Here is a 21,928-nt window from a genome sequence, read left to right as displayed (position 1 = left end):
CGTCGTCCTCGCTGCGAGTCGGTGCGCGGCGCGCACCTGCTCACCCATCGTTGGCCTCGAGGCCGACGATCTTCTTCACGGCCGGGTAGAACTTCGGGTAGTTCACTTTGACGCCGTCATCGAGGTCGATCTCGACTTGCTGGGTGGCGAGCGGATAGAGCACGTCGTGCTCATAGTCGCGCAGTTCGGCGAGCACCTTGCGCAGCCGGTCGGCTTCCTTCTGGTCCTTCGCAAATGTACCGCCGGCCGCTGCCACTTCGGCTCGTTCGAAAGCCTTCTGCAGCTTGTTCTCGTACTCGCGCAGGTACTCGTTGAGCACAGTCGAGACGGTCGACGGCGTGTAGCGATGCAAGTAGATCAGCGCGTTGAACGAACCCTTGGGACTGGAGAACATCCAGTAGATCGGGCGCTTCTTGTAGCGCTTGACGTGATCGTCGAAGAACTTCGACCTTCCAGACTTGGTGATGAAGTAATCGCGTAGCGTTTTGACGCCCAGCGACTCCTCTACAAACCGCAGGTTCTCCTCGAAGTGTTCTGTGCCAAACGCAACTTTCAGGAACTGGCGGAAGCGTTCGACGACGTCATCCTCGAACCAGCCGTCGTCAACGAACGGAATCACATTGTCGGCATCCGGCATGAAGGGGAAGTCGCTGATTGTGCCCGGTGATGCAACCTTTGCGAGATAATCCTTGAGCGTCGCGCCCTGATCAGCGAGGATCAAGCCCGGCTCATCCAGGCTGTATCGACCGAACATGCAACCAACGGCATAGGAAATCAAATCTGCGACGAGATCAGCTCGCTCCAGCACCTCGTATTCGGCAAGTGACTTACCCGGCCCATACCGGAACTCGACGTTTCGTGTCAGGGAGACCCGCGGCATCGCGACATCAACAGTCGTAACGTGGGAGAGACCGTATGCCTCGGCAACGACGACATTGTTCGTCGATTCCAGGTCCTGCAGTAGTTTCGAAGTCTGTGCCGACGCGCGCGAAAGCTGCCCGTAGCGGCTCGCTAGCGGGCCGTCTTTTGTTTTCAGAAGTGCAGGCAGAGCGAAATCCCATGACGTTTCGAACTCGTTCCAATCTTGTCGACTGAGCTCAACGGCTTGACGAGCAATGTCGCCTGCCTCAGTTCCCTGCAACGACACGACAGGGAGTTGTGCGATCTGACCGACCTCATAGTTGAGAGTGGGGGCGATCGCCTTCAACATTTCGAGTGCTACCGATGAGTTCGCGAATGCAGCCAGTTCGTCGCGCCGCTCGCTGTCATCGGTGAAGATCGACGTGCCTGCAACGTCGTACACGAACCCAGACGGGTACATACGGAAAGCAGGCTCCCCCGAACTAATCTTGGACCATGAAAGCGACGGACGGAAGTACGTCTGCGGACTCCGAACGACTGACTTTGGACGTAACGCAAACAACTCAGCTCCGTCGGCTTCCCAGTTTACGACGTGCTCGTGGTTACCCCACCACTTCCGGAATTCGCCGCCCTTGTTGTAAGGGAACCATCGAGCGCCAGACGCCTTCGCATCGTCGCGGTCGGAGCAGCCGAACGCGGTTCGGTTTGCGCCAACTTCCCACCATGAACGCAGGAACCGGTTGTTATCCGCCGTCGCCAGCCCTTGCCGCGGTTCAGCGACTTCCTTCAGTGGTCGCCCCTTCGCAAAAGCAGTCCGTATTGCGTTGTGTAGCCAGTACGCGATCGGCGTGCCAGGCACATTGGCGAATTCCGACGTAGCGATCCTGTACAAGTGGCGCTCCATGCCTCCGCTCGTCTCGCCGGCACGCTGCAAGCGATCAGCCTGGATGATTTCGAGGGCCTTCGACCCCTGAACAGTAGGCCCCACGAAGTCCGAGAGGCGGACGAAAGTACCGATCTGATCCGACCGCCCACGCCGCAGAACATAGGCGCAGACTGGAACCGTTGCCCCGTCGAATCCTGAGTATTCGAGTTGAACGAGGGTCGAAATCGCCTCGTCGCGAATAACGCGTTTTCGAAGAGCTTCGTAACTTGCGAGGAACATCCAAACGAATGGTGTCATCAGCCCGGAGTGGCCGCCCACTGGCAGGAAATCCAAGCATCGCTCGATGAACATCGCAAAGAGGTCGGACTTGGTGTTCGGAAAATTATCCTTGGCGAATGCTGCGAGGCGCCCGTCCATGTTCTTGCCGCCCATGTACGGCGGGTTTGCCGTGACCACCGAGTACTTACGACTCAGTACGTCCGCTTGCGCGAGAGCCTTACGCGCACGGTTCAGCGTGTCGTAGTACAGCGTCCCTTCCAGGTCCTTCAGCCCGTCCAAGGCCGCAGCCGCTTGCTTCGTTGCATCGGCGTTCGGCTGGATCAACGAACCCAGCATGTCTGCATCACGGAACTGATTCCAAAACGCTCCCTCGGCATCGCAGTCACCGCCCTTCGTGACCAGCAGATCCAACTCGTCAGGCGTGAAAGAGATCGGCTCGACAACACAGATCTTCGGCGAAATTCCCGAACGAGTGAAGAAACGACGATCTTTTCCACGTGCCTTCATAGTGAGTGCGAACGCCGCTAGCGCCCCAGCACGCGGATCGATCTCAGTGCCGTGAAGATTGTGTGTGAGGATCCGACTCGGAATCTCCGACGGTGCATAACCCTCGTCATCGTAGATCGAGTAGAGCAGATCGAAGGCGTAGGTGAGCATGTGGCCCGATCCGCATGCCGGGTCGATCACCGTCAACTCTTCGGGCCCCAAAATCCTCAGGAAGTCGGTCTCCTCCTCGATCGGGGCGATGTAGTAGTCCATTTGGTCGACAAGTCGCGAGGTCGGCCTGTTGAGCATCCAGAGTCGTCCGAGTGAGTTCTCCAGGAGATAGCGGACGATCCAATGTGGGGTGAAAAGCTGTGTGGCGGCAGGGATCTCCTCGGCGCCGGCCTTCCCGTTTTTCTTGAACCCGGCGAACACCTCGTCTTTCCGCTCGGAGATGTAGAACTGGTAGAGCCAGCCGATTACCTCGACGTCCCCGCAGACATCCTCGGTGAGCACGTCGCGAGCACGGGAGAGCAACGCCCCATCTGCTAGCAAGCCTGCGGGAACAAGTAACTCGGTGTATGCACCCTCGGCCTCGAACATGAAGGGCATCGTCTTGTGCCAATGCCGGCAGTATTCCGTGAGCAACAGCGCATACGCTTCGCCCTCGGCGTCCGTGCTACGGCGTGTGCCGTCCAGCAGGCCGATGATCGCCTCGTGCACAACGATATTGGTGACGACTTCGCCGCTAACGTCGCCGCGTTTCGCGTCGGCCAGGATCTCCGGTTGGCCGTGGGCTTGGCCCGAAGCCGGTGAGACGATCCCGGCGTCGGTGTAGCCGCGGGCGTCCATGAAACGCAACGCGATGAGACGGTTGAACCAGGTGTAGGCGACCCTGCCGATCACGTGTTCACGACCGTGGTCGGCGATCTCGGACTCGAGAAGGCGTACTGTCTCTGAGCGCTCGCTGCGCGCGACGGACCCGGCGGCGAGCACCGTCGAAATCCGCGCCTCGACGGCGACAAGTAGTTCGCGCCTGGCAGCTTTCGCGAAGCTCTCCAACGGCTTTGTATCCATGCTGCGTCCTTAAACTCGTGCCCACAGGGGCGCTTGGGCACTACAGGGTGATGCGTTTGTTGTCGTTGATCGTCGCGAGCAAAATCACGCGAAGTTGACTTAGATAGGCGTCGACCTGTGCTTCGTTTTCGAGCACCCCGCCGGCTCCCGGCAGAGAGAGTTTCTTGATCGAAATGCTGTGCTTCGCCGGAGGTGTCGGAATTCTCGGGGCCTTCGACGTATCGTCGCCGGGAACCGCCGTTTCTGGATCCGGTACAGCTTTCGCAGCTTCGAGCTCGTCGAGGATCGCGGGGTAGATCGTGTCGTCGAACTGCGTCGCAAGGTGACGGATCGTAGGGATCTGGATCGCCTGCTGGACGCTCGCCAAAATCTGCTCAGTCTGGCGGGTCACGGACTGACGAGCCGCCTCTGTCGCGGCCGCATACGCCGCGCTGACCGGAACCTGCTTCCAGTAGTTGTCGATCTTGGCGATTGCTTCGTCCCGTTCAACAGCGACCACTCCATCGAGTTGCTCCTGTACTGCCGCGACCGCACTGCCGAGCTTCGTGGTCTTGTTGCCGCGGAAGATCTGGGCGTCTTCGAGCGCGGTCTCGATTCCGTCGGCGACTCCGGCGGGTAGGTAGGCGATGTTGGTGCTGTGTGTCAGCATGAACGAACGAGCATCGTCGTAGATGCTGCGCTGATTGCCGTTGAGGAAGGCCTTGATCGGATCGATCACGTTGTCCTTGGCATCGAGCAAATCGTCGGCATCGGCGAAATGCTCGACGAACCAAGCCTCCTGATTGTTGCTCAGCTCCGCGAGCCGCCCGATCGGTTCGTCGAGCTGGTCGATGAACGGGTAGACGGCGGCGCCCGCACGCAATGCTTTCAGCTCGGCGAGTTTGGCTTCGAGGTGTTCCTTGCCGATGCGGCCGAGTTCGGCGGCATCTTTCGTGACGGAGCCGTCGTCGGTGAAGTCGATGACGAACTTGCGGAACAGGTTCACGATCTTCTGGTCGTAGACGCGCTGCGGGGCGACGATCAGTTTCGGGTAGCGCTGGGTGTTGCGCAGCGCCCCGGTGATCTCCGTCCGGGCGATTGTCTTACCGTCGACCTGGATTTCGACCTTCGCCTGCCCTGCGAGATAGGCCACCACTGCGGCGATGGACCACTGGTCCCAGCCGTACGGCTTGGTGGTGTAACGGTCGACGAGTTGCTTCATCGTGACCATCTCGTGCCGCTTACCGCGCATCTCCAGATGCCCGAGCAGGTCGCCTGCGGGAACATCGAGGATGCTGCGGGTCTCTTCGAACATGCCCTCGGCCGGGTTCACCAGTGCGGTCAGGCTCTGCTCGCTGAAGGTTTTACCGCCGAGCATGCTGAGGTTGGTGTAAGTGGCGGCGATGACCTTCCCGAAGCCGTCGTTGATGCGAGTCTGCGCATCCGTAGCGGTCATGTCGAGGACCCCGGCGTTGTGGATCAGGATCGATACCCCGACCGCCGTCCGCAGACGTTCGACGATTTCCTTCTCCCGCTCGGCGTTCTGGGTGCCTTTCTCGCTGAGGATCCTGGTCTCGATCGCGGTGCGGCTGGACCCCTGAGCGCGCTTGACGTACTTCTCGGTCTTCAGGAGCAGGCGCAGGTCGGCGAGGATTCGGTTCGCTTCTGCCGGGAGTACGACTCGGAGTTCGTCGAGTCCCGCGCTTTGCATCTTGATCTGCTCCAGACTGAAATCTGTCTCGGGGCTGATGAAGTGCAGCGAGAGCTCGTACTGCTTGCCGTAGGGCACGCCGTCTAGCTTGTAGCCGAACGGGAAGTTCTGGCCGTTCTTGGCAGTGGCCTTCGTGGTCTTGACGACCGATTCGGCGAGCAGCTTGTTGAGTTTCGCGGAGGCCTCGGAGCTGTCGATGTCGACGTCCTTGATTTCCTGCTCGATCTTCTGCTCTTCGTTGGTCAGGTAGTCGTACAGGTCGCCATTGCGCTGAATGTAGGTCTGCGCCTCCAGCGTGTTGAGCGCGTCGATGACATCTTTGCCGAGCTGGGTCAGATCGGTGCCGAAGCGGTCGTAGACCAGCACAGTGAGGTTGCGGGGCGTGGCTTTGAAGCTGTCGACGTACTTCACCAGGAACAGAGCTTTGAGCAGCCGCACGGCGAGTGGGCTGAGTTTGCCGCTGTCGCGGGCGTTCTCGGCGCCCAAGATCGCGCGCTGATTAGCGGACTTCAACGAGGCCCGGATGCCTTCGAACATCTGGTCGAAGGAGGCGAGGGTGCCGAGCGGCCGGTCGGCGAGGCCGGTGGCGACTTCCTGAACGACACCGAGCATGGAACGTTCACCGACGGAGCTGTTGCGGCCCTCGAAGATGTTGTGGTCGCTGATCGACTCGATCGCGGCCTGGAAAAGCGGGAACTGGTAGCCCACGAATGGGTACGTGCCGACAAAATGTTGCTCATCGCGATAATTCGGATAGTGGCGGCCCTCGACGAAGTCGAACAGGGTCTTGAAGTTCGCATGCTCCGTGTCGTAGATCGCCTCGATTTCGGTGCCCGCACCATCGGCCTTGGCCAGCAGACGCTTACGGATGACCTCCTCGACGTCCTGGCTGGTGAGTTTGAGCCGGTTCTTGAAGCGCGCCTGAATCTTGGAGAAGTCGTTGGCCTGCTGTTTGGTGCGGTCGCCGCCGACCTTCTCCATGTCCTCCTGGGAGGTAACGAAGATCCACGCCCTCCCCTGGCATTTGGTAGCGAGCGATTCGGCGATGGTCTGGAGGTTGAGCATGAGTTGGGTGTGGGTGCCGATGAACTGGCCGACCTCGTCGACGAAGAAATTCAACCGGTAACCTTCAGGCTGTTGGTCAAGCCAGGCGGCGACCTCGTCGGCGAAATCTTCGATCGAGACCGAGTAATTCGCACTGTACTGGCGGATGATGCCGAGGCTCTCGGAGCCGTTGACCTCGGCAAAGGCCTTGTCGATGTTGCCTGCTTCAAGGGCCGTTTGCTCGCGTCCCTGTGACCAGGGGATTCCCGCAATCTGTTCGAAGGCTTCCTGGAACGCCACGTACTGGTCACGGAAGTCGAGGTCGCGCTCGAAGCGGGCGATGTGTCCTTGGTTGCCGTAGTAGCCGCGGGACTCGTCGAAGATCTTCACGAACACCTTCAGCAGGGCGTCGTTCTGGTCCTTCGAGATCAGGATGGCCTTCTGGTCGATGTTGAACAGCAGGCTCTTCGCTTCGATCCGTTCGGCCTTGTCGATCAACGCCGGCAGGAACGCGCCGTCAGCCTTCGTCCGAAACTGGGTGCAGACCCCAGCACGCGGGTAGTCGAGGCCGTCGATGTCGCCAAGCAGGTGGGCCAGCATCTTCAACAGGTGCGACTTACCGGAGCCGAAGAAACCGGAAATCCACACGCCGTTGGCGTTCGTGTAGTTCGTGTACGCCTCCAGCACCTGCTCGACACCCTTGGCGGCCTCGTTGGTGAGGACATACTCCTCCACCTCAGTGACGAGCTGGGAGGTGTCGTCAGCCTTGATGACTCCTTCGATCGAGCGGTCGATCGGCTTGGCGAATATCTCATTGATCATGGTCATGCTCATGTCTCCTGCTCGAGAATGTCCTTGGCCCGGTAATAGCTGTCGCTCGCGCCCAGGTTCAATGCGCGGAGCTGGTGTCCGGTCGCCCGGGTGAACTCGTACGTGCCCGGGAACCACGCCAACATCGGGCGACCCACGACCACGCTCTGCAAGTTCTCCAGCACCGTGTGTGTACGGATGAACGGAAACACCTCACCGATGCCGGTGAGGAAGACCACGGTTGTGTTCGGTTCAGTTGCCGGCTCGGTGTCGAGCCGATCTCGGATCGCCGGGGCGAGATGATCGTGCGGGTCGAGCATGCCCTGAAGCATGTCGCGGAAGTCGGCTTTGTCCATCGTCGGCTCCGCGTGGAGGACTCGGTTCCAGACGCCCCGTTCGTTGAGGAGTTCGATGGCAAGGTCGTACAGGTTGATCTCGACCACCCTAATTCCGTCGTCGGTCTGAAGCTTCGTGGTGACTCGGGCGCGCATGCCGTCGACGCCAAGGGCCCAGGCAGGCGGAAAGTGGTAGATGAAGAAGGGAACTTCCTTGGAGAGGCCCTCCATCCTCAGGAAACGATCGCTACGCACCACCTCATAGACGTGTTTTTCGTCGTAAGTGAGGTTTCGCTGGGTTGTTCTCATTGCTGCACCTGGTTACCTGAAGATGTGAATGGTGTGACCACCGGGAAGAATCGGAGGTCGCTGGGCGTGCGGCGGTCCAGGACCTCGATGACGCGCCCGGAGATCACGGCCGGGATGATGTGGCCGGTGTCGGTGTACAGACCTGCCTCGCGGAGCATCCGGAACAACGTCTGCCGAAGTTTCTCTCGCGTGGACGGCTTCACACCGTCGAGCTCGGGGTGCCACAGGCTCTTGCCGGTGATGAACCGGTCGACATCGTCAGCGTCGATCGTCGGCGTCATCAGGAGGAAACGCTCGCGCAGTACCTCTTCGGCGAAGTCACCGATCAGCGCGTAGCGGCGGCAGGCCGCGGCCCACATCAGGTGGTGCTGCTCCGTTGGGCTGCCCTCGACAAGCAGTTCGATCTCGTCATCGCCGAGTGCTGAAAGTCGCTGAACGGTCTCGCGGGTGACCCTGATCAGTGATGAGGTCGTGCGGGCCTGCAACAAGTTGTCGTCGACAACTCGGACACGGGTCGCCTGCCAGTCGCGAGAGTCGAGGTATACCGCTGCGACGGACTCACCCTCGCGGGCGAGAAGGCCACCACTGGTGAACGACAATGCATAGCGCGATTGCGCTTCGTCAGTCACGTGGCCTCAGGGCCTCCCTTCCTGTCTTCAGAACAGCACCAAGACTATCGGGAGCCTGCGATAATTCTGACAGTCGACCCGCAGGCTGGGATCCCCCACCCCGCTACGCGTCAAGTCGACTTCGCTGGCGTGATGCTCCCAGCGCGGCCAGGACGAGGCCGCATAACGTGCAACTCATGCAGTGGACCACTTGACATAAGGGGCGGTTATCGGGTCCGAAGATCAACGAGGCAGAACCCGGCGTCGAAAAAAGTGTACGACCATGGGAAATAAGGCGATTCTCATTGGTCGGCGGTTAGCGGAATCCGGCGGGCTGGTCTCCGGAAGGACATAAGCCGTATAAAGTCGAAACCTACGTAATTATTCAGTGGGGGATGCCCCGGCATATGGTAGAGGACGAATGAAAATCGCGCGTGTTCGCATTCAACGTTTCCGAGGTTTTGAACGCGCGATCGTGCAGACCCCGGGGCACCTAGTCGCAGTGGGCGAACCCCGAGCAGGACGCAGCGACTTGATCGAGGCACTCAGAAGAGTGCTCGACCCTCGAAGCACGAGTAGCCGCGTGAATCCGCTCGATATTCACAAGCCGATCCCGGATGACGATGAGCTTCCATTGACGGAAGTAGAAGTCACTCTGTTGAAACTTGGATCGGCGCTTGAACAATTCCTTGATGCGCACCTTGAAGTATTCGACTCAACAACCGGCGAGATAGCTAGCCCGGAACGGTCTGGTACCGCAGAACTTGGTATCCGACTATGTTACCGCGCCCGGTACGACTCGGAAAGTGGTACGGGTGAGCACTGGGTCGATTGGCCAGCGCAAAGCGATCCCGGTAGCGGCGTATTCGCCAAGGCACGGAAGGTGGAACGCGAAGCGATACCGTTCCTCGTGGTGCGGCCATTGCCGGCCTTACAACTCCGCGCAGAGGGAGCATTCCGCGCCCTAGTTGAGGACGCAACACCCGAGGAACTGCAAGAGACGCTTCAGACACTGCAGGCTGAGGTGACAACCGCCACGGAGACGTTCGCGGGTAGCGGTTCTATCTCAAGTGCCCTGAAAAAGGTAATGGTGGCTGGGACTGGCGACCTACTGGGTCTTTCCGATACCAGTGAGTTCAGTTTCGTCCCTGAGGACGGCTCACTGGCGGCGCTCCTCAGAGCCCTCCAGCCAGCATTAGACCTCGACGATGCTGGATTCCTACCATTACGATCGCATGGTTCTACAGCGGCTGGGGTGTTGTCGGTTTCCGAAGCCGTCGCGGCCGCAGAACAAGAATCTGGCGGCCTCGTGGTTATTGTGGATGACTTCGGTGACACCTTGGACACCTCGTCGGCCGAATATCTCGCAATCTTGCTCAGGAGGAAAGCACAGCAAGTCATAGTGACGACCCGTCGCCCGGAGGTAGTACGAGCCTTTGATCCTGAGGAGATTCTTCGGCTCACTCGTAGCCATGGCTCACGTCGTCAGTATCGGCTGAAAGAAACTACAGATAGGAAAGCGCAGAAAGCTAGACGCGACTTGCTTGACCAGCTGACGAGCGCAATGACTGGCAGCATCGTCACGCTGATGGAGGGTTCCCACGATGTCGAGGGCTTCGGCGCCGTTTCGGTGCGGCGTGCGCGGCGGAGCGCGGCTACGTCACAAGTGCTTACTGCACATGGTGTTCGCCTTGCCTGCGCAGTAGGTGAGCACGGCGGCAAGGACTCTCTCCCCGAGCTCGCGAAACTAGCTGGAGATCTCGGCTTCCACGTAAAGATAGTAGTTGACGATGACAAACCCGGTGAGAATGACGACCTTTTCGACACTTTGGAGAAGTTAGCTGAACAGCTTGTTGTTCTTCCCCAACGCACTGCCGTTGAGGGTGCACTCGTCCGAGGACTCAAAGCTGACGATTTGCTTGTCGCACTGCAGACGATCAACGCCGACTATGACCTTAAAGTGAATTTTGACGAAATCGATCGCGACAATATAGCCGAATATATAGTTAAGAAAAAATTGTTGAAGAAAAAGAACGGATTACATCGGCAGTGGGTCAATGCTCTACCTAAGAATGCACTGCCACCGATCGCCCTAAAAGTTCTTGAAACTGTATGCTCCGACCAAAGTGGGCGCATTACGCTAGAAGCACCAAAGTGATCGACTTCGTTCCGTCGGGCACAGAACAACATTCTGTCATTGATTCTCAAGCCCCTTTGACTGTCGTACTAGGAGGCGCTGGAACTGGGAAAACGACATGCGCCCTCGCCGCCGCGCGAGCACATGTCGAACGCCTCCATTCCAATCAAGATGGAAGGGCCTTGTTTCTTTCTTTTTCTCGTGCTTCGGTCAGCCGTATCGCAGACCGGGGGCGAGGAATACTTGGCAAAAGCCAAGACTTTATTGAAATCTCAACCTTCCATGCATTATCATTTGCAATCATCCGGAAATTTGGCACGTTAATTGGACATCCACGTGCCACGCTGACAAGTCCGGCCGAGCACCTCATCAACCCTAATAGCGACGCACTGGGTTACGAAGATCTTCTACCATTAGCTATTAAAATTATGGATAGTTCACCGGTTGTATTGAGACACCTTCAAGATCGGTGGGGCCTCGTCATTGTTGACGAGTTCCAAGACACAGGCGACCTGCAGCAAGAAATTCTCAGCAGAATTTCCGCGCATGCCCGAACGATTCTGCTCGGAGATCCGAACCAGTGTATCTACACGTTCTTGCGACGCCAGGGAGTTCGTCATGAACGAATCCGCGAAGCATGCCATCGAGCTGGTAGCGAGAACACTATTGAGCTTCCGCCAGCGTCACATCGCGACCCCAGTGGTGTCATCCCCGCAGTAGCGTCAGCGATTATGCGTAGGCAATTCGATTCTGAAGCAATCTCCACAGCCGTTGAAACTGGAAGACTAATAGTACACGGCGGAATCACTGAAATTGATGAAGTAAATGTCTTAACAGGATGGGTGACCGATCTGCACGCTGAAGGCCAGAGCGTGGCGGTATTTAGCCATCACAATGACATACTTGCCACACTTTCAGATGGACTTCTCCAAAATAGTATTGACCACGAGATCGTGGGACTCTCCGATACACTTTCTGCAGCTCTCGTAGCACAAGTCGAAATGCTCAAATTTTCCATTGAAGAAACTACCTGGAACAAGGTGCTTAATAAATTAGCCGTATTTGTCACGAGCTCGGTCCGCGGAGGTAGAGTACCTCAACTCGCAAACCATATCATTGAAGATACAGGCACTCAGGTACGACGCGAAAAAATCAAAACCTTACGCGATAACCTAACCGACAAGAGCCTTGATAAATCAATCAATCTAGCCGAGAATGCACATTCTTCTATCGACCTACCTAATAAAATCAACGCCTGGGCTCATGCAACTACAATCTTGCGCTCGATTCGTGCGCGCGCCATATATACACTCGGACCACAAGCAACCGAAAAAGAAATGGTCAGCTTCATCTCGAATACCAGCCAAGAAACTACCTACAGCTTACTTACCGATATTATGGAGAAACCGCAGAATATACATTTAATGAACCTATATCAGACAAAAGGACGTGAGGCCGATGCAACTGTCGTCGTCCTGCGCAGCAATGATTTCTTCGGTTACGAAAATCGCGAGCCTTTCGCGGAGACTAGCCGACTCATGTACGTAGTCTTCTCCCGCGCCCGAAAGAAAATCGTCGTCCTTCTGGTTGGGTCAGGCCTACCGCCAGTCATTGCGCCACTCGCTAGACTTGCCCAATAACCTATCTCCGATAGAAATCCCGTGTTTCACGTGGACCGAACGCCATTCAACCGTAACAATTCAGTCAGGGGTCGCAGTTATTATACGGCTCCGGAGAATTCGGTGACGTGCCCGTCAGTCGACCATATCAACGGGCTTGTAAAACCGAATCTTTCCAGGTTGTCGGTCAGTTTTGTCGTCTTCTTCAGATACTTCGAATTGATCACACCGCGTTGGCTTCGGGGTCCATCGGGCCGGTTCATGAACTTGCGGGGGCGCGTTTCATAAACGACGGTTTTTGGCACGCCGAAATTGTTTCGGTAACGGATGCCGGGCTGCCGAGCGATAACCTCGATATGACACGAGCGCGAGTATTGACTGTCGTCGCCACGGTAGGCCTGGTGCTGTTCCTCGGCGGTGGAGTCGCGGCCGCATCGCCGGGTGGACCAGACCCGTACTGGTGGATGGGGCCCCAGATCCGGCCTTGGCTCGAGCCGATCTTCGTCGGCCTGGCCAACTGGTTCTTCAACCTGCCGCTGGTGCCGTACCTGTCCTAGCCGCTGTACCGCGGGTAGTCCGGCCCCGATCAATGCGATGGCAAAGAACTGAAGGTCTTGTCCGAGTGGATGGTTGAAAACGCTCTGGTGTCATGGGTTCTGAACCCCGATCCTTGGGTGTTGGAGCACCAGCTGATCTCAAGCCTGGCCTGGACGTAGCTCTTAACTTGGATGCCAACGCGCACAACAATTTCTTCCCGATGCTAAAGGCTGCACGCCAGACAGCACACTATCGAGCGAGGGAATTGCCTGCGGCGCCGAACCCTGGAGTGGGTGGAAAGTAGCGACTTGTAACGCTTCCCCTCCTGAGTACGAGATCTCAGTCAAGTAAGTAACTCAGGGGGAAGAGGATTCCATGACCAATGCGAACACAGGGCAGTCGGGACGCTGGACTGGCTTTCTAACCGCGTTGGCGCTCTTTCTGATTCTATTGCTGGGCCTTTGGTTGTTTGATGCCTGTAGAAGTGCGATCAGTAGCTCCAATGAGCAACCTGGTACTGGCAATACTCAAATCGTGAAGTACTCGGAGAGCAAGTATCTCAACCTGCGCTTCGACATGCTTAACGACGCGAATAGCACTTGGACCAAGAATAACGCAGCGATTGAGTATGAAAAGTACTGTTAAAGGATTCTGAGAATGAGCTGTCAGATACGATCTATTGTGCACTCCGGGATGCATTAGATTGCATTTATATCGGCGCTTCTGTCCGAGAAATGCCAGTCGCAGAATCCTAGGCTAATTGTGTCGGCTCGCCGACGTTCGATTGAATCGCCCCCAACATAAAATTGCTCCTGAAATCCTAGTATTGGCCTGGATCGATCGACTTGTATTGCCGCTCCAGCCTCCCGGTATCGCGATCATATTGCATGCTGCAGTATCTGATAATTCAGGGCTTCCCTACCATCGCCGCATGGACCGCCAACCGCGCAGGCATCCTCAAGTTCGCCAGTGGCGGTCTCGGCAGTCGATCGGCCTTGATTTTCGGCACCGCCGAACCATGTTTCATAAACGTTCGTATTTGAAACATCGAAGACAATTTACTGTGAGCTGGTCGAAGATCTGTTCCGAAACTCGTGTCCAAAACCGATGGTTCAATATGTACCCTGTCGGTGAGTCCTGGAAATTGCTGTCTCATGGGTGAGCTTTTGGGCTACGCGAGGGTCTCGACTACCGATCAGAGCGTCGATCCGCAGAGCGACGCTTGAGCGCTGCCGGCTGTTTCAAGGTCTGGGCCGAAACCGCATCCGGCGCAACCACCACCCGGCGGCAGCTGATGGATCTCCTGTCGCATCTTCGCGACCGAGACACCCGCGACGGAGACACCCTTGTCGTTTGGCGCCTCGACCGGTTGGGGCGCTCACTGCCCCAGCTGCTGCAAACCGTCGAAGATCTCGCCGCCTGCGGAGTCGGCTTCAAATCGTTGACCGAAGCGATCGACATCACCACCTCCCGAAGGAAACTCATCTTCTCCTATCTTCGGCGCACTCGCAGAATTCGAACGCGACCTGATCCGAGAACGCACCCAAGTCGGCCTCGCCGCCGCACGAGCCCGCACCGGCGGCCGGCCCCCGAAGATGACATCGACGAAACTCGCACAGGCACAACGTATGCGGGAAAATGGAATGCATCTCATCGGCGTCGGACGAACCACTCTGTACCGACACTTCAAGTAGATACGCGCACTTTCAGCCGGGCGGTTCGACGGACGCATCTCCCGGTAGTCCTAGGTTCCAGTACATCGTTCGCCCTGGGGATCGCACCAAAGGAGGATCTATTTTTCTCATCCACACAGGGAACGCTCTTACGATCCACTCCTCGCCAGCCTTCCAATACCATTTCGACGCGACGCCTCCTACCTCGCTCCGTGGTGATCCAGTTGGCTGGCGTCTTATTTATCGTCGTTCATGGTCGATTCTCTTTGTCGTTCTCGTGGCCTACGTCCATCCCCACAACTCCAGAACGACGAAGCACTTCCTGCTGAACCACCCCGCCATGGGGTGAATGTCCGTTATCTTCCTCGATAGTGGTTGCAATCTCCTGGCTGCTTGGCGTCCCGTACAGGGATGCTGTCACCACGAAAGGGAGCACATCTGTGAATGGACCCGCAACGCCTACTCGTTTGTCCCGAACCACCGCAGCCCTCGGTGTCGGCGCGCTCGCTGCCGCGATCACCTTCGGCAGTGCAGTGGGTACTGCATCAGCCGACACTCCGGTCGTCGACTTCGGCAGTATCTCTTTCGCGGTGACCAACGGTCCCGACAACACCATCTACGACATCAACGCCATCATCAATCTCCCACCCGGCACACTGCCGCCAGGGATGATGAACCCTCAGATCACTGCGCCCGCCGCGGCCACTCAACCAGTCAGCAACCCGTTTGCGGGCACCGCATTGGACTTCGTTCTGAGCTTCATTCAGGCTGCGGCCAGTTAGTCGACAACAAAAACGAGGCCACCAACTCTTATGAGTTCGTGGCCTCGTCTTGTGGTGGGCGAAGGGGGACTTGAACCCCCACGTCCCGAAGGACACTGGCACCTGAAGCCAGCGCGTCTGCCATTCCGCCACTCGCCCGAGCAACGCCGAAACATTATCACGACAAACTTTGAAAGTTCTATTCGTGCAGCTCAGGGCACGAATCGATGAACACCGAGCACCCAAAAGCCCAGAACCGATACCATGCTGAAACAGCGGCCAGGTACTGCCGAAGCGACATTTGACAGTACCGTGGAACCTGTACAGCAGTTTGGACGACACGCGACAAGGCGGTGCCGGCGCTACTTGCCGAGCATTTTGCCGTCGTAGATGCGAGGCGAGAGGAGGGCCCGATGGGCATCGTGCAGCGTTTCGAACGAAAGCTCCAAGGAGCTGTCGGCGACGCATTCGCGCGGGTCTTCGGTGGTGGTGTTGTGCCGCAGGAAGTAGAGGCGGCGCTCCAGCAGGAGGCACGTGACCGCGTCGAGCACCTCGGCGGCGGAATCCTTCTCGCCCCCAACAACTACGTGATCACCATCAACAACTCCGACCACGAAGAGTTGGCAGCTGATCGCGAACTGACTACCAAAGCTTTCAGCCGACACCTGCAGGATTTCATCCGCGATCAGGGTTGGCAGACGTACGGCGACATCTCGGTCACTTTCGAGCCTTCGCCTACGCTCCACACCGGTCAGTTCCGCACCCGCGGAACCGTCGACCCGGATGGTGACGCCGAGCAGGCATCACCGCCGTCGCATGTTCCGCAGGTTTCGTCGCGGCCTCCACAACGGCCGCCTCAGCGACCCGCACCGATTGTTCCCCCTGTTTCCAATCCAGTCCCGTCACAACCAGGAGCCGGCCCCATGACGCAGAACTCAGGCTACGAACCAAGCCGCGAACCGGCGGGTCGCCAGCCCGAACCGCAGCAGCCGGCACGGAACGGGTACTCCCACGACGACGGCGGTTACGCCGCTCCGCAGGGCCAGGAAACGCCGTACCAGAACGGTTACGACCGCGGCGACGGTTACCGCACGGGCGACGACCAGCAGGGCTACAACCAGCAGCAGGGTGGCTACGACCAGCAGGCGTACCCGAACCCGCAGCAGCCGTACGAGCAGACCGGTTACGACCAGCAGGGCTATGACCAGCAGGGCGGCGGCTACGACCAGCAGGGTTACCAGCAGCAGCCGTACGACCAGCAGGGCTACGGCCAGCAGGCGTACCAGGGTGGGTACGACCAGCAGGGCTACCAGCAGGGTGGCTACGACCAGCAGGGTTACCAGCAGCCGTACAACGGCCAGTCGTACGATCAGCCGGGCTACGACCAGCAGAGCTACCAGCAGGGCGGCTACGACCAGCAGGCGTACACACAGCAGCCGTACGAGCAGGCTGGCTACGAGCAGGGCGGCAACTTCGAGCAGACGCAGGCCTACCCGCAGCAGGGCTACGCCCAGCCGCAGGGCGGTTACGCACCGACGGCCCAGAGCCTGACGGCAACCCTGCAGCTCGAGGACGGCAGCGGACGCCACTTCCAGCTTCGCGACGGCAGCAATGTCATCGGCCGCGGCCAGGAAGCTCAGTTCCGCCTCCCGGACACCGGCGTCTCACGTCGCCACATCGACATCCGTTGGGACGGCCGCACCGCGATGCTGTCCGATTTGGGATCCACGAACGGCACCACCGTCAACGGAGCACCGGTCCAGGACTGGCAGCTGGCAGACGGCGACATCATTCGTGCAGGTCACTCGGAGATTCTGGTTCGCATTCTCTGAGCTGAGAAACGGACGCCAGGATTTTTCCGATAACAATCGAACATTCGGCGGTCCGTCGGCGCGCCGCCGTCACGCGGCTGTCAGTATCGTGATCTTCGGGGCCCAGAGCCCCCCATGATGCTGCCAGTCGACAATGCTCGAACCCCGCTGCGGCGGGGCTCGAGCCATAGAAGGAGGTGGACAGCCGTGCAGGGCCTGATTCTGCAACTCACACGGGCGGGCTTCCTGCTCCTACTGTGGCTGTTCGTCTGGGCAGTCCTCCGCACTCTCCGCTCCGACATCTATGCCGGCTCCGGGGTCAGGGTTCCGCCGCGGTACACCCGCGCCGGAAAGGTCCTGCCCTCGCTGGGCAAGGCGAAGGTGCCTCGGTACCTGGTGGTCACGCAGGGCGCCCTCGCCGGTACCCGCATCACCCTGGGTTCTCAGCCCGTCATGATCGGTCGCGCCGACGATTCGACGCTCGTTCTCACCGACGATTACGCGTCGACGCGCCATGCGCGGCTCTCTCAGCGCGGCGCTGATTGGTACGTCGAGGATCTCGGTTCGACCAACGGCACCTATCTGGACCGCGCCAAGGTCACCACTGCGGTGCGCGTGCCGCTGGGCACTCCGGTTCGCGTCGGCAAGACGGTAATCGAGCTACGCCCGTGACCCTTGTTCTCCGCTACGCGGCGCGCAGCGACCGCGGTCTCGTGCGCTCCAACAACGAAGATTCCGTGTACGCCGGTGCACGCCTGTTAGCTTTGGCCGACGGTATGGGCGGGCACGCGGCCGGTGAGGTCGCGTCGCAGTTGATGATTGCCGCTCTGGCGCATCTCGACGACGACGAGCCCGGCGAGGATCTGCTCGGCAAGCTCGAGGCAGCCACCCGCGAGGGCAACGATTCCATCGCCGATCACGTCGAGGAAGAACCCGAACTCGACGGCATGGGCACCACGCTCACCGCGATTCTCTTCTCCGGCAGCAAGCTCGGTCTCGTGCACATCGGCGACTCGCGCGCCTACCTGCTGCGCGACGATCACCTGACGCAGATCACCCGCGACGACACGTTCGTTCAGTCGCTGGTCGACGAGGGCCGGATCACCGCCGAGCAAGCACACACTCACCCGCAGCGATCCCTGATCATGCGGGCGTTGACCGGCAACGAGATCGAGCCGACGCTCACCGTGCGCGAAGCCCGCGCCGGCGATCGCTACCTGCTCTGCTCCGACGGCCTCTCCGACGTGGTCAGCGACGAGACCATCGAGAACACGATGCGCGAGGGCTCGCAGGAGCAGTGCGCCGACCGTCTTATCGAATTGGCGCTGCGCAGCGGCGGTCCCGACAACGTCACCGTCGTCGTCGCCGATGTCATCGACCTCGACTACGGCCAGTCGCATCCCATCGTCGCGGGCGCCGCGTCGACGGAAGAGGAAGAGGACGCCCCTCCCCCCAACACCGCGGCCGGCCGCGCCGCTGCCATGCGTCCGCCGCGCGCGACGCCCAAGCGAGTTGTCTCACAACCCGAACCGGAACCGAAGAAGAAGCGGAACCGGTTGTGGTGGGTGGTCCTCGCCGTGGTGCTGATCGCACTGGTCGGCGTCGGCGCCGTGATCGGCCGCGCCGTCATCCGCAACAACTACTACGTCGGCGAAGACAATGGCCGCGTGACTGTGCTGCGCGGAATCCCCGGTTCGGTGCTCGGCTACTCGCTGCAAGACGCGGATCTGGTGGGTTGCGTCGGCGACGACGACGTCCTTACCCTCGTCTCCCCCGACGCGATTCCCAGCAACTGCAACATCCTCGAAGTGACGGATCTGCAGCCGTCGGCGCAGGAGCAGGTGCGCGCCGGGCTGCCGTCCGGCAAGCGTGAGGATGCGCAGAGCCAGATGATCCGTCTCATCGGCGGCGATCTGCTGCCTCGTTGTGAGCCGGTTCCGACAACGACGGCCACGCCCACTCCCCCGCCGGCACCGGAGACCACGCCGCCCCCCGCACCGCCCGGGGAGCCTGCTGCGCCGACGACGGCGGCACCCACGACTACGCCTACGCCGACCGAAGTTCCCGGTCAGACTTGCAGGACGGTCAACTGATGTCGTCCAACGCAGCTGCGGGGACGGCTTTTCCGAGTCCGCCCGGAGGTTTTGCCCCGGCGCCGGTCCAGTCGACCCGTCGAAACATGGAGCTACTGCTCCTGGGCTTTGCCGTCATCATCACGACGGTCTCGCTTCTGCTCGTCGAGGCGAGCCAGGAACAGAAGATCACTCTCGATCTGGCCAAGTACGCGCTCGCGTACACGGGCTTGTTCCTGATCGCGCACTTGGCAATTCGACGGTATGCGCCATACGCCGATCCGCTGTTGCTCCCGATCGTCGCCCTGCTCAACGGCCTTGGGTTGGTGCTCATCCACCGGCTCGACCTCGCCGACGAACAGACAGCGCTCTACAACGGCGTCGAGGCACCGTCTCCGGATGCGAACCAGCAGGTCATGTGGACTGCACTGGCGATCACCGGATTCGTGCTGTTGCTGGTGTTCTTGAAGGACTACCGCCTGATGGCGCGGTTCAGCTACACGCTCGGCCTCGCAGGCCTGGTGTTCCTGGCGATTCCCGCGATCCTGCCGGCGAAGTTCTCGAGCGTGAACGGCGCGAAGATCTGGATTCGCCTGCCCGGATTCAGCATTCAGCCAGGTGAGTTCGCGAAGATCCTGCTCATCATCTTCTTCGCGTCCGTGCTCGTCGCCAAGCGCGACCTGTTCACCTCGGCCGGTAAACACTTCCTGGGCATGGATTTTCCGCGTGCCCGCGACCTCGGTCCGATCCTGCTCGCCTGGATCGTCTCGGTGGGCGTGCTCGTCTTCGAAACCGACCTCGGTACGTCGTTGCTGCTCTTCAGCACCGTGCTGGTGATGCTCTACATCGCGACCGAGCGTGTGGGCTGGCTGGTGATCGGCGGCGGACTGCTCGCCATCGGATTCTTCTTCGCCTACAAGATGTTCGGACACGTGCGCGTGCGCGTCGACACCTGGCTGGACCCGCTCGGCGACTACGCCAATACCGGGTATCAGATCTCGCAATCGCTGTTCGGCCTGGCCACCGGCGGTATCGCCGGAACAGGTCTGGGCAGTGGTCGACCCAACCAGGTGCCGTTCGCGAAGACGGACTTCATCATCGCGACCATCGGCGAAGAGCTCGGCTTGATCGGCCTGGCCGCTGTGCTGATGCTGTTCTTGCTTCTCATCGTCCGCGGCCTGCGTACGGCGTTGGCAGTGCGCGACAGCTTCGGCAAACTGCTCGCCGCCGGTCTGTCGTTCACCATCGCGATCCAGATCTTCGTCGTCGTCGGCGGCGTCACCAAGCTGATCCCGCTGACGGGTCTGACTACACCGTTCATGTCGTACGGCGGCTCGTCGCTGCTCGCGAATTACCTACTGCTGGCCATCCTCGTCCGGATCTCGGACGCGGCTCGTGCGCCGGTAGTGACGAAGAAGAAAGGTCCGCCCCCAATCGCTGACGCCAATACCGAGATGATGCCGCGCGTATGAACACTCCACTGCGCCGCGTCGCGATGGCCGTCATGGTGATGGTCGTCGCGCTCCTCGCCAACGCCACGTACGTACAGGTCATCAAAGCTGACGACCTGCGAGCCGACCCGCGCAACTCGCGGGTGCTGCTCGACGAGTACTCACGCCAGCGAGGTCAGATCTCGGCTTCCGGTCAGGTGCTTGCCGCCTCCCGCGCCACCGACGACCGGTACAAGTACCTGCGCGAGTATCCGAATCCGTACCCGTACGCACCGGTCACGGGCTTCTACTCGATGCAGTACGGCAGCGCCGGCCTCGAGCGCACCGAAGATCCGATTCTCAACGGCTCGGACAACCGGTTGTTCAGTCAGCGCTTCTTCGACCTGGTGTCCGGACGCGATCCGCGCGGCGGCAACGTCGTCACGACGCTCAATCCGGCCATGCAGCAGGTGGCGTACGACCAGCTGACCAGCAAGGGTTACACCGGTTCCGTCGTCGCGATCGAGCCGAGCACCGGACGCATCCTGACGATGGTCAGCACCCCGAGCTACGACCCGAATCTGCTTGCCAGCCACGACGGCGCCGAAACCACCAAGGCGTGGGACGAGCTCAATGCCGATCCCAACGATCCGTTGGTCAACCGCGCTATCTCGCAGACCTACCCGCCCGGTTCGACGTTCAAGGTGCTCACCACGGCTGCAGCTCTTGGCAACGGTGCGACGCCGGACGACCAGCTGACCGCGGCGCCGCAGATCACGCTGCCCGGCACCAGCACGACCCTCGAGAACTACAACGGCAGCACGTGCGGCCCCAACCCGACGGCGTCGTTGCGCGACGCTTTCGCGCGCTCGTGCAACACCGCTTTCGTCGAACTGGGCATCAAGGACGGCGCCGACGCCATCAAGGACGAGGCCAGCGCTTTCGGCATCGGGCCCAACACTCCCGCGATCCCGCTGCCGGTCGCAGACAGCACCGTCGGCGACATCTCCGACGACGCGGCCCTCGGCCAGACCAGCATCGGCCAGCGCGACGTCGCGGTGACCCCGCTCGAGAACGCAGTGATCGCCGCTACCGTCGCCAACGGTGGTGTGCGGATGCAGCCCAACCTGATCTCCCAGTTGCAGGCACCCGATCTGACCGATCTCAGTACGCCGTCACCGGTGTCGATGGGTCAGGCGATCTCGCCGGCAGTTGCGGCCACGCTGACCGATCTGATGATCGGCTCGGAGAACTTCACCGGCGGCGACGGCAAGATCCCCGGCGTTCAGATCGCGTCCAAGACCGGTACCGCCGAGCACGGCGTGAATCCGCGGGAAACTCCGCCGCACGCCTGGTACATCGCTTTTGCACCGGCGCAGAATCCGACGGTCGCCGTGGCCGTCATCGTCGAGAACGGTGGTGACCGCGGACTTGCCGCTACCGGTGGCTCGGTTGCTGCGCCGATCGGTCGTGCAGTCATCGCAGCCGGAATCCAAGGGGGCTGAA

The 21,928-nt window shown here is 60.0% G+C and carries 15 protein-coding genes, 1 tRNA gene and 1 pseudogene; 12 read left to right on the top strand and 5 right to left on the bottom strand.

The features are described 5' to 3' along the window. Nucleotides 1–40: 40 nt before the first annotated feature. From pglX to AC1Q6C_RS10145, 4 genes are read right to left on the bottom strand one after another with little or no spacing between them, the layout of a single operon-like run. On the bottom strand, nucleotides 41–3,586 hold the full coding sequence (gene pglX, locus AC1Q6C_RS10160; protein WP_492666593.1) for a BREX-1 system adenine-specific DNA-methyltransferase PglX: 3,546 nt from the start codon (nucleotides 3,584–3,586) through the stop codon (nucleotides 41–43). Nucleotides 3,587–3,626: 40 nt separating this feature from the next. Continuing rightward, entirely contained in the window at nucleotides 3,627–7,148 is a 3,522-nt protein-coding gene (gene brxC / locus AC1Q6C_RS10155) for a BREX system P-loop protein BrxC (RefSeq protein WP_492666592.1), read from the bottom strand. A 2-nt stretch (nucleotides 7,149–7,150) separates the two neighbouring features. Then, complete coding sequence (locus tag AC1Q6C_RS10150) at nucleotides 7,151–7,774, bottom strand: DUF1788 domain-containing protein (protein WP_492666591.1); 624 nt, start codon at nucleotides 7,772–7,774, stop codon at nucleotides 7,151–7,153. Next, a complete protein-coding gene (locus tag AC1Q6C_RS10145) occupies nucleotides 7,771–8,403 on the bottom strand; it encodes a DUF1819 family protein (RefSeq protein WP_462376050.1) in 633 nt (210 codons plus the stop codon). The genes AC1Q6C_RS10150 and AC1Q6C_RS10145 overlap by 4 nt, the downstream gene beginning before the upstream one ends. 400 nt (nucleotides 8,404–8,803) lie before the next feature. Between AC1Q6C_RS10145 and AC1Q6C_RS10140 the strand changes: the two genes are divergently transcribed. The 7 genes and pseudogenes from AC1Q6C_RS10140 to AC1Q6C_RS10110 all read left to right on the top strand — a co-directional run bounded on the left by AC1Q6C_RS10140 (nucleotide 8,804) and on the right by AC1Q6C_RS10110 (nucleotide 15,130). Then, on the top strand, nucleotides 8,804–10,540 hold the full coding sequence (locus AC1Q6C_RS10140) for an ATP-dependent nuclease (protein ID WP_492666590.1): 1,737 nt from the start codon (nucleotides 8,804–8,806) through the stop codon (nucleotides 10,538–10,540). Further along, entirely contained in the window at nucleotides 10,537–12,159 is a 1,623-nt protein-coding gene (locus AC1Q6C_RS10135) for a UvrD-helicase domain-containing protein (protein ID WP_492666589.1), read from the top strand. The genes AC1Q6C_RS10140 and AC1Q6C_RS10135 overlap by 4 nt, the downstream gene beginning before the upstream one ends. A gap of 335 nt (nucleotides 12,160–12,494) precedes the next feature. Continuing rightward, on the top strand, nucleotides 12,495–12,695 hold the full coding sequence (locus tag AC1Q6C_RS10130; protein ID WP_492666588.1) for a hypothetical protein: 201 nt from the start codon (nucleotides 12,495–12,497) through the stop codon (nucleotides 12,693–12,695). A gap of 57 nt (nucleotides 12,696–12,752) precedes the next feature. Further along, nucleotides 12,753–12,854 carry a hypothetical protein gene (locus AC1Q6C_RS10125; RefSeq protein WP_492666587.1) on the top strand — a complete coding sequence of 34 codons (102 nt, stop codon included), beginning with the start codon at nucleotides 12,753–12,755 and terminating at the stop codon, nucleotides 12,852–12,854. A 1,043-nt stretch (nucleotides 12,855–13,897) separates the two neighbouring features. Next, nucleotides 13,898–14,110 (top strand): annotated as a pseudogene (locus AC1Q6C_RS10120) (recombinase family protein); the annotation flags it as partial. 58 nt (nucleotides 14,111–14,168) lie between these two features. Then, nucleotides 14,169–14,369 (top strand): recombinase family protein, encoded by a 201-nt coding sequence (locus tag AC1Q6C_RS10115; RefSeq protein ID WP_492666645.1) that lies wholly within the window; start codon nucleotides 14,169–14,171, stop codon nucleotides 14,367–14,369. A 419-nt stretch (nucleotides 14,370–14,788) separates the two neighbouring features. Next, a complete protein-coding gene (locus AC1Q6C_RS10110; RefSeq protein WP_492666586.1) occupies nucleotides 14,789–15,130 on the top strand; it encodes a hypothetical protein in 342 nt (113 codons plus the stop codon). A gap of 52 nt (nucleotides 15,131–15,182) precedes the next feature. On the opposite strand, the gene AC1Q6C_RS10105 is transcribed toward AC1Q6C_RS10110, so the two are convergent. Then, a tRNA-Leu gene (locus AC1Q6C_RS10105) sits at nucleotides 15,183–15,268 on the bottom strand. Nucleotides 15,269–15,522: 254 nt separating this feature from the next. Between AC1Q6C_RS10105 and AC1Q6C_RS10100 the strand changes: the two genes are divergently transcribed. The 5 genes from AC1Q6C_RS10100 to AC1Q6C_RS10080 all read left to right on the top strand — a co-directional run bounded on the left by AC1Q6C_RS10100 (nucleotide 15,523) and on the right by AC1Q6C_RS10080 (nucleotide 21,927). After that, nucleotides 15,523–16,941: an FHA domain-containing protein gene (locus AC1Q6C_RS10100; protein ID WP_492666585.1), complete on the top strand. Its 1,419-nt coding sequence runs from the start codon at nucleotides 15,523–15,525 to the stop codon at nucleotides 16,939–16,941. A gap of 186 nt (nucleotides 16,942–17,127) precedes the next feature. Then, entirely contained in the window at nucleotides 17,128–17,592 is a 465-nt protein-coding gene (locus AC1Q6C_RS10095) for an FHA domain-containing protein FhaB/FipA (protein ID WP_003943418.1), read from the top strand. Beyond that, nucleotides 17,589–19,013, top strand: a complete 1,425-nt coding sequence (locus AC1Q6C_RS10090; protein WP_054188724.1) for a PP2C family protein-serine/threonine phosphatase — start codon at nucleotides 17,589–17,591, stop codon at nucleotides 19,011–19,013. Before AC1Q6C_RS10095 ends, AC1Q6C_RS10090 begins: the two co-directional genes overlap by 4 nt. After that, on the top strand, nucleotides 19,013–20,464 hold the full coding sequence (locus AC1Q6C_RS10085) for an FtsW/RodA/SpoVE family cell cycle protein (protein ID WP_007735775.1): 1,452 nt from the start codon (nucleotides 19,013–19,015) through the stop codon (nucleotides 20,462–20,464). Before AC1Q6C_RS10090 ends, AC1Q6C_RS10085 begins: the two co-directional genes overlap by 1 nt. After that, nucleotides 20,461–21,927: a peptidoglycan D,D-transpeptidase FtsI family protein gene (locus tag AC1Q6C_RS10080; RefSeq protein ID WP_007735774.1), complete on the top strand. Its 1,467-nt coding sequence runs from the start codon at nucleotides 20,461–20,463 to the stop codon at nucleotides 21,925–21,927. Before AC1Q6C_RS10085 ends, AC1Q6C_RS10080 begins: the two co-directional genes overlap by 4 nt. The last annotated feature ends 1 nt before the right edge of the window (nucleotide 21,928 follow it).

The sequence above is a fragment of the Rhodococcus sp. MT28 genome, from assembly GCF_058792695.1.
Note: the sequence above shows the minus strand (reverse complement) of the source record. Positions and strands in the feature narration are given on the sequence as shown.